The sequence below is a fragment of the Acidiferrimicrobium sp. IK genome (assembly GCF_025499425.1).
GTDB lineage: Bacteria > Actinomycetota > Acidimicrobiia > Acidimicrobiales > Palsa-688 > Acidiferrimicrobium.
Genome location: NZ_JAIMCB010000012.1, coordinates 61,623 through 77,277, shown reverse-complemented (window position 1 = coordinate 77,277; position 15,655 = coordinate 61,623). Strand labels below are relative to the sequence as shown.

Genomic DNA, 15,655 nt, shown 5'->3' with positions numbered 1-15,655 from the left:
AGGAAGACCGGGAGACTGCCATGACGCTGGTTGAACGATGACTACCCATCTGGTCTTCCTGCTTCTGGGCCTGGCCAACGGCGCGGTGTACGCGTCGTTGGCCCTGGCCCTGGTCGTCACGTTCCGCAGTTCGGGCGTGATCAACTTTGCCACCGGTTCGATCGCCCTCTTCGCGGCCTATACCTACGGGTTCCTGCGCGAAGGGAAGCTGCTCGACCCGATACCGGGCCTGCCAGTCACAGTCCACCTGGCGAACAAGCTCGGCTTCGCTCCCGCCGCCCTGCTCACCTTGGTGATCACGGCGCTGCTCGGCTTGGTCATGTACCTGGTCGTGTTCCGGCCGATCCGGAATGCACCGGCAGTAGCCCGGGCGGTCGCCTCGCTCGGCGTGACGGTGCTCATCACCGGGCTCATGCAGCAGCGGGTCGGCGACAACCCGGTCAACGTCAACGCAATCTTCCCCTCGAGCACCTGGACGCTCGGCAAGGTTCACGTGTCGGCCGACCGGGTGTACTTCGCCCTGACCGTCGTCGCCCTCGCCGCGCTCATCGCGGCCGGCTACCGCTTCACCCGCTTCGGCCTCCACACCCGAGCCGCCGCGGAGACGGAGAAAGGCGCGTTCGTCAGCGGCATCTCCCCCGATCGGATAGCCGCGGTCAACTGGATGATCTCGGCGATGGTCGCCGCCGTCGCGGGCATCTTGATCGCCCCGATCGTGCCGTTGGTGCCGTCCGCGTACAGCCTGTTCATCGTGCCGGCTCTCGCCGCCGCGATCCTCGGGCGGTTCCAGGGAATCGTGGTGGCCGTCGTCGGAGGCCTCGTCATCGGGATGCTGCAGTCGGACACCGCGTACCTCAACAGCCATTACAGCTGGCTGCCGGAGTCCGGGTTGCCGCAGCTGATCCCCCTGGTCCTCATCCTCATCGTCCTGGTTTGGCGAGCCCCCAACCTTCCGCTGCGAGGCGAGCTGATCCGCGGCACGCTGGGCCGGGCCCCCAGGCCCCGCGGGTTGGCCCTCCCGACCGCCGCCGGCCTGATCGCCGGGGGGGTGGCCCTGGTGGTCCTCCACGGCCAGTGGCGGGCTGCGCTCGTGGCGAGCTTCGCCTTCGGGATCATCGCGCTGTCGCAGGTGGTCGTCACCGGTTTCGCTGGGCAGGTGTCGCTGGCCCAGCTGGTGCTGGCCGGCTGCGCAGGGTTCCTGCTGAGCCCCGTCACCGAGTCGTGGGGCATCCCGTTCCCGATCGCGCCGATCGTGGCGGCGCTCGGGTCGATGGCGGTCGGTCTCCTGGTCGGCTTGCCCGCGGCGCGCGTCCGAGGTCTCCCGCTGGCCGTGGTGACCCTGGCGCTGGCTGTGGCCGTAGAGGCGTTCTGGTTCCAGGACAGCAAGTTCGTCCCCTCCGGAGGCAAGAACATCAAGGGGCCGTCGCTCTTCGGGCTCAACCTCCGGGTCGGCGCAGGCGGTGCCTACCCGCGCCTGGCGTTCTGCTTCATGGTGATCATCGTCTTGGCGCTGGTCGGGATCGGGGTCGCGAAGCTGCGGACCAGCCGGCTCGGCGCGGCGATGCTCGCCGTTCGGGCCAACGAACGGTCGGCGGCGGCGGCCGGCGTCAACGTCGTGCGCACCAAGCTGGCGGCGTTCGCGATCGCCGGGTTCGTCGCCGGCATCGGAGGCGCGCTGCTGGCCTACCAGCAAACCAACGTCACCTACGAGCAGTTCGACGCCATCCTCGGGCTCGGGCTTTTCGCCACCGCCTACCTGGCGGGAGTGACCTCGGTGTCGGGCGGCGTCCTGGCCGGGGTGATGGCTTCGGGCGGCCTCATCTACGAGTTCCTGCAAAAGGGCCTCCACCTCGGCGGGTGGTACGACGCGCTGTCCGGGATCGGGCTGATCCTCACCGTCATCTTCAACCCTGAGGGCATCGTCGGTCCGTTCCACCTGAAGCTCGCGGCGCTGCGGGCCAGGAGACAGCCCGCGGACGTCGCGGCCGCCGACCTGGCTCCTGCCGCGGGGACGCCCTCCGCCGGGCCCGGCCGGCGGCCGGCCCCCGCCGGAGCCCAGCCGGTGCTCACCGTCGAGGAGATAGGGGTCCGCTACGGGGCTGTTGTCGCGGTGGACAGCGTCTCTTTCGAGGTGGCCGAGGGGCTCATCGTCGGGCTGATCGGGCCCAACGGCGCCGGCAAGACGACCCTGATCGACGCCCTGAGCGGCTTCGCGCCATGCACGGGGTCGGTGTCGCTCGTCGGTGCTCCTCTCGACGGCATGCGCCCCGATCAGCGGGCCCGTGCCGGGCTCGGTCGCACCTTCCAGGCCATGGAACTCTGGGACGACCTGACCGTCGGCGAGAACGTCGGGGTCAGCTCTCGGGGTGGCAAGCGGGACGCGACGACAGAAATCACCGACACGCTGGACCTGCTCGGCATCCGGTCCCTGGCCGACCGAGCGGTGGGAGAGCTGTCGCAGGGCCAACGCCAGATGGTCTCGATCGCTCGAGCGCTGCTCGGCAAGCCGAAGGTGTTGCTGCTAGACGAGCCCGCGGCCGGTCTGGACTCGACCGAGAGCCTCTGGCTCGGCGAGCGACTCCGGGCGGTCCGGGACGGCGGCGTGACCATCGTCATGGTGGACCACGACATGGGGCTGGTGCTCGGGCTCTGCGACGAGATCCGGGTGCTCAACTTCGGTGAGGTCATCGCCGCCGGGCCACCCGACGTCATCCGCGCCGACCCGGTGGTGGCATCCGCCTACCTCGGCAGCACCCACGCCCACCTCGCCGAGCCCGCGGTCAACGCGACCTCGACGGCAAGGGTGGCCGCCGAGATCCCCTCGCCGCCCGCTGCGGGAGGCGAGTGATGGCACCGCTGTTGTCGTGCCAGGGCGTCGCCGGGGGGTACGGCAAGCTGACCGTGGTACAAGACATCGACCTGGTGGCCGACGCCGGCACCGTCGTGGCCATGCTCGGTCCCAACGGCGCCGGGAAGACGACCCTCATGCTCACCCTGGCCGGGCTCCTGTCCCGCCACGGCGGGGAGGTCTCGGTGTCGGGTGAGCCGCTGCCGAGCGGCAAGCCGGCAGCAGCCAGCGCCGCAGGCGTCGTATTGGTCCCCGACGACCGGGCGCTGTTCACCGGGTTGACGGTTCGCGAGAACGTGGCGGCGGCCGCCCGCAAAGGTGCGGCGTTCGACGACGAGATCCGCGAGATGTTCCCGGCGCTCGCCACCCGGTGGAACAACAAAGCCGGCTCGCTGTCGGGCGGCGAGCAGCAGCAGCTCGCCATGGCCCGTGCGATCGTGCAGAAGCCGAAGGTGCTCCTCATCGACGAGATGAGCATGGGCCTGGCGCCGCTCATCGTCGAGAACCTCCTGCCCGTCGTCCGCAGCGTCGCGGACCGCACTGGGGCTGTGGTGGTCCTCGTCGAGCAGCACATCCACCTTGCGCTCGAGGTCGCGGACCAGGTGATGGTCTTGGTGCACGGTCACCCGGTCCTGCGCGGGTCGGCCGCCGACCTGGCCGCCGACCCGGGCCGGCTGGAGTCGGCGTACCTCGGTGAGGTCAGCTCGACCAGGTCGCGGTGACGGCCGCCAGGGGAGCTCCGCCTCCCGCGACGCTGCCGCGTGACGCGGGCCACGCTCCTGGCCCTCGCGGCGCGCGGACCAGCGCCGCCATCCTTCAGGCCACCCGGCAGGTCTTCTTGGTGAGCGGGTACGCCGGGACCACCGTCGACGAGATCACCAAGACCGCAGGTGTGGCCCGAGCCTCGTTCTACACCTACTTCCCGTCGAAGCGGGCTGCCCTTCTCGCCCTCGGCGCCGAGAGCCTCGCGTCGGCCATGATCATCGTCGGGCGCCTCGGTGACCTGGGACCCGACGGTGACGTCGCGGCCATCGCCGGTTGGGTCTCGGCGTACTTCGGCCACCTGGAGGAGCACGGCAGCTTCGCCTTCGCATGGACGCAGGCCGCGCAGCAAGACAGCGCGATACGGCGGGCCGGCCAGCGCGGTCACCTCGAGATGTGCCGCCGCCTTGGTGTCGCGCTGGCGAGGCTCCACGGCGCGGCTGCGGAGGCGCCGGTGGAATCCGGCCTGCTCGTCGTCGGGATGCTCGAGCGGGTGTGGGCGTACTCGCAGCTCTACGGCCGCGACATCGACCAGCCCGCGGTGGAGCGCATCGCCGTACGGCTCTTGCGCGAGGTCGAGAAGCCACCCCGATACCGGCAGAGACCCGCGCCCCGAGGAGGCCGCCCAGCAGCGGCGCTCGAGGGGCGGTCGTGATGGCCGCCGCCCGCGGCAGCTGCCCGTCGTTTCCCGCACCGAAGGAGGATCCTTGACGATCGAACGGTTTCCTGTAGAGGCGACCCACACCATGATGTTCGCTCGGGCGATCGGTGACCCCAACCCGGCGTTTGCTGATCCCGAGAGCCCCGAGGCCGCTGCGGTCGGAGGCGTGGTCGCGCCTCCGACCTTCGCCATGGCGGGGTTCCAGTTCGACCCCGACAACCCGCTTCGCCCGAAGCCGGGGCAGCCGTGGTTCGGGTCCGGCCGGGAGCCCTCGGGTGAGCAGCGCGAGGGGGGCGGCGTCTTGCACGCCGAGCAGGTCTTTGAGTATCACCAGCCGCTCCGGGTCGGCATGGTCTTGACGACGACGGAGCGCGCCGGGCGGACCTGGGACAAGCAGAGCCGTTCAGGGGCCACGCTCCACTTCAGTGAGACCATCACCGAGTTCCGCGACGCCGGGAGCGACGAGCTGGTCGTAACCGCCACCATGGTCGGGGTCAAGACCGAGCCCGCCGCCGAGAGCAAGGACTGATCGTGGCCAAGGTAGAGATCCCCCGGGTCGGCGAGAGTCGCACCATGGTCTTGTTCGACGACCTCACCCGCACCCAGATCGTGATGTACGCCGGGGCCTCCGGTGACTACAACCCGCTGCACTCCGACGAGGTCTACACCACCAAGGTCGCCGGCTACCCCAGCGTCTTCGCTCACGGGATGCTGAGCATGGGTGCCACCGGACGGCTGCTCACCGACTGGTTCGGCCCCACCGGCCTGACCCGCTTCGGCGTCCGGTTCGTCAACCAGGTGTGGCCCGGCGACACCCTGAGCGCCACCGCGACCGTCGAGGCCGTCCGCCAAGACGGCGACGTGACACTCGTCGACCTCGTCGTGTCCACGACCAACCAGGACGGCAAGCCGGTCGTCTCCGGCACCGCCACCGCCCGGATCAACCCGTAGCCGGGTTGGAGGATCCGTTGGCCTCGACGGTTTGGCGTGCCGGGGTGTCCGACCAAGCCGCGGGAGGTCCCTCCCGCGGCCCGTGGATGGCGTCGGTGCTCGAAGAACTGTCGAAGGACCGCACCGCCGTGCGGTCCTTCGCCGGCGATTGGAGCGGCCCGGAGCTGCTCCGACGGGCCGCCGGAGCCGCCGAGGTCCTGCGGTCAGTGTCGAACGCCGGGGTGGCGGTCCCCGCGCTGCTTTCGTCGAGCCCCACCTCGATCGCCTTGACGCTGGGGGCGGCCTTCTCGGGTCGTCCCCTGGCGCCGCTTGGCACCCGCCTGACACCCTCAGAGCTGGTACCCCTGGTCCGGGGCCTTGGGACGGCGGTCCTAGTCGCCGACGAGGCCAACGAGAGAGTCGCCACCGATGTCGCCGCGGCAGCCGGTGCCCGACTGGTCGTCGTCGACCGGGTCGCCGCCCGCGAGCCAGACTTCGTCGCTACGACGCCCGACAGCGTGGTCATGGTCCTCCACACGTCCGGGACCACGGGACAACCCAAGCCCGTCTTCGTGCGCGACGCGGCCGTCTTCCACCGTTCCCGCGCCTACCAGACGGGTATGGGGCTGGCCCCCGGTGACCTCTACTGCAGCACCGGTGGCTTCCACCACACCGGCGGCATCGGCATGCTGTTCGTCGCGGTGGCCTGTGGCGCCGGCGTGGTCCCCTTCCCCCGCTTCAGCGTCGAGCGCTGGCGAGAAGTCCGGGAGCTGGAGCCGTCGGCGGCGCTTTTGGTCCCGACCATGATCGACGCGCTGCTGGAGGCCGGAGCCCTCGGCGCCGTCGACCTGCGGGCTTTGCACTACGGGACGGCCCCCGTCCACCCCGACACGCTGCGGGCGGCCCTCGACGCGCTGGGCGCCACGGAGTTCTGCCAGGCGTACGGGATGACCGAGGGTGGCCCGATCAGCATCCTCGACCACGCCGACCACGTGCGGGCCCTGGCCGGCGAGCCGGGCATCCTCCGCTCGGTAGGCCGGCCGCTGGCGAACCTCGACTGGCGCCTCGACGCCGTCAGCGACGACGGGGTCGGCGAGCTGGCGGTGAGCGGCCCGCAGATCTTCCAGCCCGGGCCTGATGGTTGGCTGCGTACCGGCGACCTGGCCCGAGTGGTGGACGGCTATCTGTTCCTCCAGGGCCGCCGGGGAGACACCATCATCCGGGGTGGCGAGAACATTTACCCCCTCGAGGTGGAGAGGGTCCTCGAGCTGCATCCCGGCGTGCGCGAAGCGGCCGTCGTCGGTGTGGCGGACCGCCGGTGGGGGCAGGTCGTCAGGGCCGTCGTCGTAGTACGCGACGGCGCCGAGGCCCCCGCCGCGGCCGACCTGGCTGAGCACTGCCGGACGCAGCTGGCGGGGTTCAAGGTCCCAGTCGAATGGGTGTTCACGTCGACGCTGCCGAGGAACGCCGCCGGGAAGCTGCTGCGTCGCGACCTCGGCGGGTTAGGAGGGTGAGGGGCATGGACCAAGACCAACCCGGTCGCGGCCGCCACGAGGTTCGGTGGTGTTTCCACACCACAGCCATGGTCGAGGACTACGACGCGACGCGCGACGCGTTGGCGCGCCTGGTCGGCTCGCGGGCGCTCGAGGAGAACCTGTACGAGGATGCCGGCATCGGCCGTCGAGGCGGGATGACGTGGATCGGCGACAACTCGATCGAGCTTGGCGAGCCGACGGTGGAGGGCGGCGCGGTCGACCGGTTCGTCAAGCGCTTCGGCTCCCACATGAGCTCGATCGCGGTGCAAGTCGCCGACATCGACGCCACCGTCGCCCACCTCCAGTCGGTAGGGGTGCGCGTCGCGTCGCGCATCGACGAGATCATCGTGTTCACCGATCCGAAGACCACCGCCGGCGTGGTGATCGAGTGGTACGGCGGCGAGTCCGAGAACGACCCGCGCTTTGGTACCCCGATCCCGCCCTACCCGGTGGAGCCGCTCCTCGACGTGACCCACATGGCCTTCGGCGGTGCCGTGGTCGACGACCCGGGCTCGGCGGCGGCGCGCCTCGCGGAGGTATTCGCCACCGACGTCACCTTCGTCGACCCCGATCCCGCTCCCGGTGCGCCGGCGGCTGGCGTGTCGCTCGTCGACATGACCCTCGCTTTGTGGCCGATCCCCCCGCGCCAGGAGAGCCTGGCGCTTTGGAACCACGTCTACGAGCGGGCCCAGACCAGCAGCCTCGGTGTCCGAGTGCCGGACCTCGGGGTGGCCCTCCGCCGGCTCCAGGCGGCGGCTGTGGCGCTGGTCCGACACGACGAGCGCAGCATCGTCATCGACCCCGCGGCGACGGGCGGCGTCGTTGTGGTCGTGGTCGACGCCCTGCCGCCCGGCGACCCGCGCCGGGCCTGAGCGCGCCGGGGCCGGCGGGGGTCGTCGCTGGTCCCCCGCGAGCGGTCAGGCGCCCGAGCGTTCTCTCGGCAGGCCGAGGAGTCGTTCTGCGATCACATTGCGGTTGACCTCCGACGTGCCCCCGGCGATGGTCAGGCAGCGGCTGAACAGGTAGCTGTGGGCGAGCCGGGGCTGATCACCGGCGACGCCGCCGAGCCCGGCGATGGTCATCCCCACCGCCGCGACGCGCTGGGCGTGCTCGGCCGACAGCAGCTTGGTGACGTTGCCCTCGGCCCCGGGCGGACCCCCGGCGATGCTCCGGGTGATCTGGCGGAGGTTGAGGGCTGCCATTGCCCGGTCCTCGGCGACGACGACGCCGACCTGGCGCAAGGCGCCGCTGTCATAGGGGGCCACGGCCTCCACCAGCGCCACCAGATCAGCGACGTCGAACAGGTCCAGACCGCCCTTGTTGCCTCCTATGGAGACCCGCTCGTTGCCGAGGGTGGCCCGCGCGACGGTCCACCCTTGGTTGACAGGGCCCACGACGTCGTCGTCGCCGACGAACACGTCGTCGAAGAACACCTCGTTGAACAGCGTCTCGCCGGTGATCTCGCGCAACGGGCGCACCTCCACCCCCGAAGCGTGCATGTCGATCGCCATCGTCGTGATCCCGGCGTGCTTGGGCGCTGCGGGGTCGGTGCGGATGGTCGCCAGACCCCGGTTCGACTCCATGGCGCCGCTGGTCCACACCTTCTGACCGTTGACCAGCCACCCGCCGTCGGTGCGGGTGGCTCGGGTCTGGATGGCGGCGGCGTCCGAACCGGCGTTGGGCTCGCTGAAGAGCTGGCACCAGCGCAGGTCGCCGTCGAGGCTGGGGCGCACCCAGCGGTCGACCTGCTCGGGGGTGCCGTGCTGGATAAGGGTCAGCAGGACCCAGGTGCCGATCCCGAGGTTCGGTGCCTCGACGTCGGGCAGCTCCTCCTCGATCACCAGCTGCTCGACGACGCTCGCGCCCCGGCCCCACGGCCTGGGCCAGTGCGGGACCAGGTACCCCGACTCGATGAGAGCGCCACGCCGCTCGGCGGCGGGGAGGGCCCGGTACCGGGCCGAGAAGGCGCGGGCCTGGTCGCGAAATCTCTCGGCCTCCGGCGGAAGGTCGATGCCCAGGTCCGCTCTGGTGCCGGCGGCGCTGAGCGCCTCGACGTCGAGCGGGGCGGTCGTGTCAGCACCGAAGACCGCAGCTAGGGCGGCCGCCCGGCGCAGATACAGGTGGGCGTCGTGCTCCCACGTGTAGCCGATGCCGCCGTGGAGCTGGATGTTCTTCTCCGCGCAGCGCCGGTAGGCGGGCAGCGCCTGAGAGGCGGCGACCGCCGCGGAGAGGGCGGCCGCCGCGTCGTCGGCCTCGAAGCGCGCCGCGTCCCACGCCGTCGACGTCGCCAGCTCGGTGTCCACGAGCATGTCGGCGCAGTGGTGCTTGACGGCCTGGAACGAGCCGATAGGCCGGCCGAACTGCTCGCGCACCTTGGCGTACGCGACGGCCATCTCGGTGCAGGCCCGGGCACCCCCCGCCGCCTCGGCGGCGGCCAGTGCCCGGCCGATCCGCGTCGCGATCGCGGCGCCGCCCCGCAAGACCCGCGACTCGTCGTAGGCGCAGCCGGCCACGCTCAGCGCGACCAGCCGGCGGGTCGGGTCGACCGTGGCCGCCTGGCGCAGCGTGACGCCGTCGGCGTCGGCGTCCACGAGCACCAGGTCGTCGCCGAGCCGGAGCAGGAGAAGGTCGGCTACCCCGGCGCCGAGCACCAGCCCGGCGTCACCGGCCAAGCGGCCGGCCGAGCCGCTAAGCGACCCCGCCAGTCCGACCGCCCCGACCCGGGTCCCGGCCGCCAACCCTGGGAGCAGGGCGGCTTGCTGCGCTGCGTCACCGGCGCGTGCGATGACCGCACCGGCGACGACGGTGGGCAGGAACGGGCCCGGGGCGACGACGCGCCCCAGCTCCTCGACGACGATCGCGAGCTCCGCCAGGCCGAAGCCCTGACCGCCGACCTCCTCGCCGAGATGCAAGCCGGTCCAGCCGAGCGAGCACAGCTCGGACCAGAAGGGCGGTAACCGGTCGTCGGGTGCTTCGAGGGTGGAGCGCGCCGACGCCAGCGCCTTGCGGTCCTCGAGGAAGGAGCGGGCCACCTCTGCCAGCGACCGGTGATCTTCGTGCAGGGCAATGCTCATGGTTGCTCGATTCGAGAAGGGGTCAAGCCCACGCCGGGTGCAGGGACCGTTCGAGGGCGAAGGACTGCGCGTCGATGGTCCCCCCGGCCAGAGCGGCGCGCTCGGGGTCGGTGGCCAGCCAAGCCATCACCGCGCCGATCGCCTCCGGCGGTGCCGCGCCGGTGATCTCCCGGCCGTAGTCAGCGACGGTGATCTTGTTGCGTTCGGTGGCGACGTAGCCGGGGTCGACGTTGAAGCAGAGGATCCCCCGGGACACGAACTCGACGTGCAGGGTGTGGACCAGGCGGTGCCCCGACGCCTTGGCCATGGCGTAGGCGAGGCTCCACCCGCCCTGGCCGGCGGGGGCGGGCGGCGCCTCGTCGGTGATCCCCGCCCCGGAGCTAGTGGTGATGATCGTCCCGGCGCCGCGCTCCAGCATCCCCGGCAGCAGCATCCGGGTCAGGACCACAGGAGCGATGAAGTGGGCTTCGAAGAAGAGGCTGTAGGCGTCGACGGGGATATCGAAGAAGGTGTCCATGAGCCCCGGACCGATGTAGCGGCCGTTGTGGACGAGGACGTCGACGCCGCCCCACGCCTCGAGCAGCTCCCTCCCGGCTCGTTCCACGTCCGCCCGGTCGGTCAGGTCCATCGGCAGCATCAGGGCGTCCTGGCCGAAGGAGCGGACGGCCTCAGCCGTCTCGGTGAGTGATCCCGGCAGCGGCCGGGCATCGGACTTGTGCACGGTCAGGGTGTTTTCCCGGGACTCGCCGGGGTTGACCGTCCGGCCCGACACTGCGACATCGAACCCCGCCGCGGCCAGGGCCAGTGCCGTTGCCTTCCCGATACCCCGGCTCGAACCGGTCACCAACGCTTTGGCCATGCCGTCCCCCTCCGGATCGTCTGATCCACTTGACGATAGCGTCGATATCGGGGCGGGGAAGCCCGCCTAGAACCAGGTGCCCCCGTCGATGTTGATGAGGGCGCCCGTGAGGTAGTCGGCGCGAGGCGACAGCAGGAAGGCCGCCAGCTCCCCGACCTCCTCGGGTCTACCCGGCCGGCCGAGGGCGACGTCAAGGCCCCACTCGCAGACCATCACCCGCTCGAGAGCCTCCTCGTATGGGATGCCCCGCGCCTTGGCCAACTCTCCCCGCATGTCATGCAGGGCGCTCGTCTCGATGGCGCCGGGACAGATGCAGTTGGCTCGCACTCCGCGGCGCCCGTAGTCCTTGGCCACACCCTTGGTGAACGCGGCCACGCCGGCCTTCAAAGACGCGTAGGGGAGGCGGGCCGCGTCCGGGGCCCGCACCGAGTAGGCGGCTGTGGTCACGATCGTTCCGCCGGCGGCCGTCAGGTGGGGGAGGGCGGCGCGCACGGCCCGGACCGTCCCGAGCAGCACATCGTCGAACGCCGCCGTCCAGGTCTCGTCGGCGGCGTCGAGGCTCTGGTGGCCCAGCGTGCCGGTGAAGACCGCCAGCCCGTCGAGGCCGCCGAGAGTCTCGACCGCGGCTTGCATCGCCCGATCCAGGCTCGGTCCGTCCTGGACGTCACCGAGCACGACAGAAGCGCCGCACCCCTCCGGCAGGGAGGCCAGGGCCTCCGCGGCGCGCGCCTCGCTCCGGCCGATCAGCACGACCGCCGCGCCTTCGCCGGCGACTACCGAGGCGGTCGCCAGCCCCATCCCCGACGTGCCCCCAACTACCACGAGCCGTTTGTCGCGCAGCTCCAGGTCCACGGCCGCCGCAACCTAGCGGCCAGCAGGTGACCGCACCGCATCGCCGCGGGAGGGGCCCGCTCGGGTACCGTGAGCGGCTCGGGCGCGAGCGCCGGGGTCAGCTACCCGACACGCCCCGGAGCAGCCCGAGGGTCCGCGCCGACTTGCCAGGGGCCATCGCCTCGCCTTGTCGGAGCGGCGGCGGGACGCTACCATGGTCAGTCGGCTCGGGAGCGGTTCGTCGCGTGTGTCGTTGACGGCCGTGCCTTCCAGCCATCATCCCCTGAGATCACCGCCTGCGAGGCTTTGGAGCCGTCGTGAAAGTCCGTCCCAGCGTCAAACCCATCTGTGAGAACTGCAAGGTCATCCGGCGCCATGGGCGCGTCATGGTGATCTGCACCAATCCCCGCCACAAGCAGCGGCAGGGCTAGGAGAAGACCGTATGGCCCGAATCGCCGGCGTTGACATCCCGAGAGAGAAGCGTCTCGAGATCTCCCTCACCTATATCTACGGCATCGGACGCACCGCGTCCGCTTCCGTCTGCCAGGGCACGGGCATCGACCCGAGCACCCGGGTCCGGGACCTGACCGACGAAGAGGTCAGCCGGTTGCGGGCCTGGATCGACGCCAACTTGAAGGTGGAGGGCGACCTCCGCCGGGACGTGTCCCAAGACATCAAGCGCAAGATGGAGATCGGCTCCTACCAGGGGATCCGGCACCGCCGCGGCCTCCCGGTCCACGGCCAGCGCACCCACACCAACGCCCGCACCCGCAAGGGCCCGAAGAAGACCGTCGCCGGTAAGAAGAAGGTTAGGAAGTAGTGGCCAAGCCGAAGCCGGGCGGGCGTCGCCCCCGCCGCCGCGAGCGCAAGAACGTCACCTACGGGGTGGCGCACATCAAAAGCTCGTTCAACAACACGATCGTGTCGATCAGCGATCCCGAGGGCAACGTCTTGGCCTGGGCCTCCGCCGGCAACGTCGGCTTCAAGGGTTCCCGCAAGTCGACGCCCTTCGCCGCTCAGCTGGCCGCCGAGGCGTGCGCCCGGCGGGCCATGGAGCACGGCGTCCGCAAGGTCGACGTGATGGTCAAAGGTCCCGGCTCCGGCCGCGAGACGGCGATCCGCTCGCTCATGAACACGGGGATCGAGGTGGCGGGCATCAAGGACGTGACCCCCATTCCCCACAACGGTTGCCGCCCCAAGAAGCGGCGGAGGGTGTAGTCGTGGCTCGTTACACAGGTCCCGTGTGCCGGCTGTGCCGGCGCGAGAAGATGAAGCTGTTCTTGAAGGGCCCGAAGTGCGACTCGATGAAGTGCCCGATCGAGCGCCGCCCGTACCCGCCCGGCGAGCACGGCCGTGACCGGATGCGCCAGGGCTCGGAGTACCTGACCCAGCTGCGCGAGAAGCAGAAGGCCCGCCGTATCTACGGCATCCTGGAGAAGCAGTTCCACAACCTCTACGTCGAGGCCAACCGCCAGGCGGGCATCACCGGCGAGAACCTCCTGCGGATGCTCGAGCTGCGCGCCGACAACGTCGTGTTCCGCGCCGGGTGGGGCGCCAGCCGCTCCCAGGCCCGCCAGCTGGTCCGTCACGGGCACGTGCTGGTCAACGGCAAGCGGATGACCATCCCGTCCTACCGGCTGCGCAAGGGCGACGTCGTCGCCTTGAAGGGCAAGTCCCGCGACATGATCGTCGTGCGCCACAACCTCGACACCCTCGACCGGCAGATCCCGCCGTGGCTCGAGACCGGCGCCGAAGGCGCCGAGGTCACCGTGCGGGAACTCCCGCTTCGCGAGCACATCGACGTCCCGGTGCGCGAGTCGCTCATCGTCGAGCTGTACTCCAAGTAATCGCCTTCCTACTCCAGTATTCGGAGACCCCATGCTGATCATCCAACGCCCTTCCGTCGAGGCGCTCGGCGAGGAGGAGGGCAACCGGCAGCGTTTCGCCATCGGCCCCCTCGAGCCCGGCTTCGGCCACACCATCGGTGTCGCGCTGCGCCGGACGCTGCTGTCGTCCATCCCCGGCGCCGCGGTCACCCAGGTCCGCTTCGACGAAGCCCTCCACGAGTTCACCACCCTGCCCGGCGTCAAGGAAGATGTCACCGACATCATCCTCAACATCAAAGACGTCGTGCTGCGCTCCACCAGCGACGAGGCGGTCACCGTCCGCATCGACGTGCGGGGCCCCGCCACCGTCACCGCCGGGGACATCGCGGTTACCAGCGACGTCGAGGTCCTCAACCCCGAGCTGGTCATCGCCACCCTCAACGCCAAGGGCCGCCTGGCCATCGACCTGACCGTCGAGCGGGGCCGGGGCTACGTCTCCGCTGACCGCAACAAGAAGTCCACCACCATCGGCGTGATCCCGATCGACTCGATCTTCTCGCCGATCCGCCTGGTGGCGTTCGTGGTCGAGCCGACCCGGGTGGAGATGTCCACCAACTACGACCGGCTGATCCTCGACATCACCACCGACGGGTCGATCAGCCCCCGCGAGGCGCTGGCCTCCGCCGGCGACACCCTCCGCTCGCTGGTCGGCCTGGTCGCCGAGATGAGCGAGGCCCCCCAGGGCCTGGAGCTCGGCGACGTCGGCGCCGCGACCACCGGCTCCCCCGACCTGGACCTGCCCATCGAGGACCTGGACCTCTCCGAGCGGCCTCGCAACTGCTTGAAGCGGGCGCAGGTCAACACCGTCGGCGAGCTGGTGCAAAAGACCGAGGACGACCTCCTCGCGATCACCAACTTCGGCCAGAAATCCCTCGACGAGGTCCTCGTCAAGCTCGACGAGCGGGGCCTGTCCCTGCGCAGCAAGGAGGGCTGAGCCCAATGACTGGTATCCCGGCTAGGCCCAAGAAGGGCCGCCGTTTCGGTGGCGACGCCGCCCACCAGAAGGCCATGTTCGGCAACCTGGTGGCGTCGCTGATCGCCGCCGAAGGCATCGTCACCACCGAAGCCAAGGCCAAAGCCCTCCGCCCGGTGATCGAGAAGTGCGTCACCAAGGCCAAGCGGGCCGGCGCCAACCCCGAGACCGCCGTCCACCAGCAGCGCCAGGTCGTCGCGTTCATCCGCGACAAGGACATGGCCAGCAAGCTGTTCGCGGAGATCGGGCCTCGCTACGCCGACCGTCAGGGCGGCTACACCCGCATCCTCAAGCTCGGCCCCCGCCACGGGGACAATGCCCCCATGGCCCGCATCGAGTTCGTCTGAGCTACCGGACCGCTGCGGTCCCTCGCCGGCGCCCCGCACCCTCAGGCCTGACCTGGCGGGCGGGGCGTTGTCGCGCCCGGGCCGCTTTCCCCACCTCGATCACCACACACCCATGACCCTCTTCAGCATCCAGGCCGGCCCCGACGCCCCCTCGGCGGTGACCACCCGCGAGTCGGTGCGGGTCCGGATGGTCGTCGCCTACCTCGGCGGCGGCTTCCACGGCTTCGCCGCGCAGCCCGGGCAGGTCACCGTCGCCGGGGTCCTGGCCGGGGCCATCGAACGCCACCTGCGCCACACCGTCGAGCTGACCTGCGCCGGGCGGACCGACGCCGGCGTCCACGCCTGGGGGCAGGTCGTGTCCTTCGACGCCCGCGCCGACGTCGATCCCGCCGCCCTGGCCCGGGCGGTCACCAAGGCGCTGCGCCCGGCGGTGGTCGTGCGCTCCGCGGAGATCGCCGCCCCCGGCTTCGACGCCCGCCACGACGCCAAAGGACGGCGGTATCGCTACACCATCGTCAACCGGCCGGTGCCCGACCCGTTCCTGGCCCACACGGCCTGGCACGTCGACAAGCCCCTCGACCTGGCCGCCATGCGCCTGGCGTGCGACCCGTTCTACGGCGAGCACGACTTCGCGTCGTTCTGCCGGCGGCCGCCGGTGCCGACCGGGTCGCTGGTGCGGGTGGTCCGCCACGCCGACTGGAAGGACCTGGGGGAGGGGATTCTCCGCTTCGAGATCGCCGCGTCGTCGTTCTGCCAGCAGATGGTCCGCTCCGTCGTGGGGCTGATGGTCGAGATCGGCACCGGCAAACGCCGGGCCGGCGACGTCGCCGGGATCATCCGGGCCCGGGACCGGGCCGCGGCCGGGCAGCTCGCCCCGCCCCAGGGGCTGTGCCTGTGGGAAGTCGACTACTGAGCCACCCGGCCGCCGCGCCGGGGGGTGCGGCCGGCA

The 15,655-nt window shown here is 70.9% G+C and carries 17 protein-coding genes; 14 read left to right on the top strand and 3 right to left on the bottom strand.

What is annotated here, in order from left to right; translation table 11 throughout:
• Positions 1-37 precede the first annotated feature (37 nt).
• Genes K6U06_RS18420 through K6U06_RS18390 form a run of 7 tightly spaced genes read left to right on the top strand, consistent with a single transcriptional unit; the run spans position 38 to position 7,608 of the window.
• Positions 38-2,848: a branched-chain amino acid ABC transporter permease/ATP-binding protein gene (locus K6U06_RS18420; protein WP_262323431.1), complete on the top strand. Its 2,811-nt coding sequence runs from the start codon at positions 38-40 to the stop codon at positions 2,846-2,848.
• Complete coding sequence (locus K6U06_RS18415) at positions 2,848-3,570, top strand: ABC transporter ATP-binding protein (protein ID WP_262323430.1); 723 nt, start codon at positions 2,848-2,850, stop codon at positions 3,568-3,570. Before K6U06_RS18420 ends, K6U06_RS18415 begins: the two co-directional genes overlap by 1 nt.
• Complete coding sequence (locus K6U06_RS18410) at positions 3,567-4,265, top strand: TetR/AcrR family transcriptional regulator (RefSeq protein WP_262323429.1); 699 nt, start codon at positions 3,567-3,569, stop codon at positions 4,263-4,265. Before K6U06_RS18415 ends, K6U06_RS18410 begins: the two co-directional genes overlap by 4 nt.
• Positions 4,266-4,317: 52 nt before the next feature.
• A complete protein-coding gene (locus K6U06_RS18405; protein WP_262323428.1) occupies positions 4,318-4,800 on the top strand; it encodes a MaoC family dehydratase N-terminal domain-containing protein in 483 nt (160 codons plus the stop codon).
• A 2-nt stretch (positions 4,801-4,802) separates the two neighbouring features.
• Complete coding sequence (locus K6U06_RS18400) at positions 4,803-5,222, top strand: MaoC/PaaZ C-terminal domain-containing protein (protein ID WP_262323427.1); 420 nt, start codon at positions 4,803-4,805, stop codon at positions 5,220-5,222.
• A 44-nt stretch (positions 5,223-5,266) separates the two neighbouring features.
• A complete protein-coding gene (locus K6U06_RS18395) occupies positions 5,267-6,715 on the top strand; it encodes a class I adenylate-forming enzyme family protein (protein WP_262323426.1) in 1,449 nt (482 codons plus the stop codon).
• A 5-nt stretch (positions 6,716-6,720) separates the two neighbouring features.
• The gene (locus tag K6U06_RS18390) at positions 6,721-7,608 is read left to right on the top strand and encodes a VOC family protein (protein ID WP_262323425.1); all 888 of its coding nucleotides are present in this window, start codon (positions 6,721-6,723) and stop codon (positions 7,606-7,608) included.
• A 45-nt stretch (positions 7,609-7,653) separates the two neighbouring features.
• Here K6U06_RS18390 and K6U06_RS18385 read toward each other — a convergent pair whose 3' ends face one another.
• The 3 genes from K6U06_RS18385 to K6U06_RS18375 all read right to left on the bottom strand — a co-directional run bounded on the left by K6U06_RS18385 (position 7,654) and on the right by K6U06_RS18375 (position 11,521).
• On the bottom strand, positions 7,654-9,810 hold the full coding sequence (locus tag K6U06_RS18385) for an acyl-CoA dehydrogenase (protein ID WP_262323424.1): 2,157 nt from the start codon (positions 9,808-9,810) through the stop codon (positions 7,654-7,656).
• Between the two features lie 22 nt (positions 9,811-9,832).
• Positions 9,833-10,669 (bottom strand): SDR family NAD(P)-dependent oxidoreductase, encoded by an 837-nt coding sequence (locus tag K6U06_RS18380; RefSeq protein ID WP_262323423.1) that lies wholly within the window; start codon positions 10,667-10,669, stop codon positions 9,833-9,835.
• A 66-nt stretch (positions 10,670-10,735) separates the two neighbouring features.
• Positions 10,736-11,521 carry an SDR family NAD(P)-dependent oxidoreductase gene (locus K6U06_RS18375; RefSeq protein WP_262323422.1) on the bottom strand — a complete coding sequence of 262 codons (786 nt, stop codon included), beginning with the start codon at positions 11,519-11,521 and terminating at the stop codon, positions 10,736-10,738.
• Positions 11,522-11,817: 296 nt separating this feature from the next.
• Here K6U06_RS18375 and rpmJ point away from each other — a divergent pair, with 296 nt between their 5' ends.
• The 7 genes from rpmJ to truA all read left to right on the top strand — a co-directional run bounded on the left by rpmJ (position 11,818) and on the right by truA (position 15,619).
• Positions 11,818-11,931: a 50S ribosomal protein L36 gene (gene rpmJ / locus K6U06_RS18370; protein WP_262323421.1), complete on the top strand. Its 114-nt coding sequence runs from the start codon at positions 11,818-11,820 to the stop codon at positions 11,929-11,931.
• Positions 11,932-11,942: 11 nt separating this feature from the next.
• On the top strand, positions 11,943-12,320 hold the full coding sequence (gene rpsM, locus K6U06_RS18365; protein WP_262323420.1) for a 30S ribosomal protein S13: 378 nt from the start codon (positions 11,943-11,945) through the stop codon (positions 12,318-12,320).
• The gene (gene rpsK, locus K6U06_RS18360; protein ID WP_262323419.1) at positions 12,320-12,718 is read left to right on the top strand and encodes a 30S ribosomal protein S11; all 399 of its coding nucleotides are present in this window, start codon (positions 12,320-12,322) and stop codon (positions 12,716-12,718) included. The genes rpsM and rpsK overlap by 1 nt, the downstream gene beginning before the upstream one ends.
• A 2-nt stretch (positions 12,719-12,720) precedes the next feature.
• On the top strand, positions 12,721-13,347 hold the full coding sequence (gene rpsD, locus K6U06_RS18355) for a 30S ribosomal protein S4 (protein WP_262323418.1): 627 nt from the start codon (positions 12,721-12,723) through the stop codon (positions 13,345-13,347).
• 31 nt (positions 13,348-13,378) lie between these two features.
• Positions 13,379-14,320: a DNA-directed RNA polymerase subunit alpha gene (locus tag K6U06_RS18350; protein WP_262323417.1), complete on the top strand. Its 942-nt coding sequence runs from the start codon at positions 13,379-13,381 to the stop codon at positions 14,318-14,320.
• Between the two features lie 5 nt (positions 14,321-14,325).
• The gene (gene rplQ / locus K6U06_RS18345; RefSeq protein WP_262323416.1) at positions 14,326-14,706 is read left to right on the top strand and encodes a 50S ribosomal protein L17; all 381 of its coding nucleotides are present in this window, start codon (positions 14,326-14,328) and stop codon (positions 14,704-14,706) included.
• 112 nt (positions 14,707-14,818) lie between these two features.
• The gene (truA, locus tag K6U06_RS18340; RefSeq protein WP_262323415.1) at positions 14,819-15,619 is read left to right on the top strand and encodes a tRNA pseudouridine(38-40) synthase TruA; all 801 of its coding nucleotides are present in this window, start codon (positions 14,819-14,821) and stop codon (positions 15,617-15,619) included.
• Positions 15,620-15,655 lie beyond the last annotated feature (36 nt).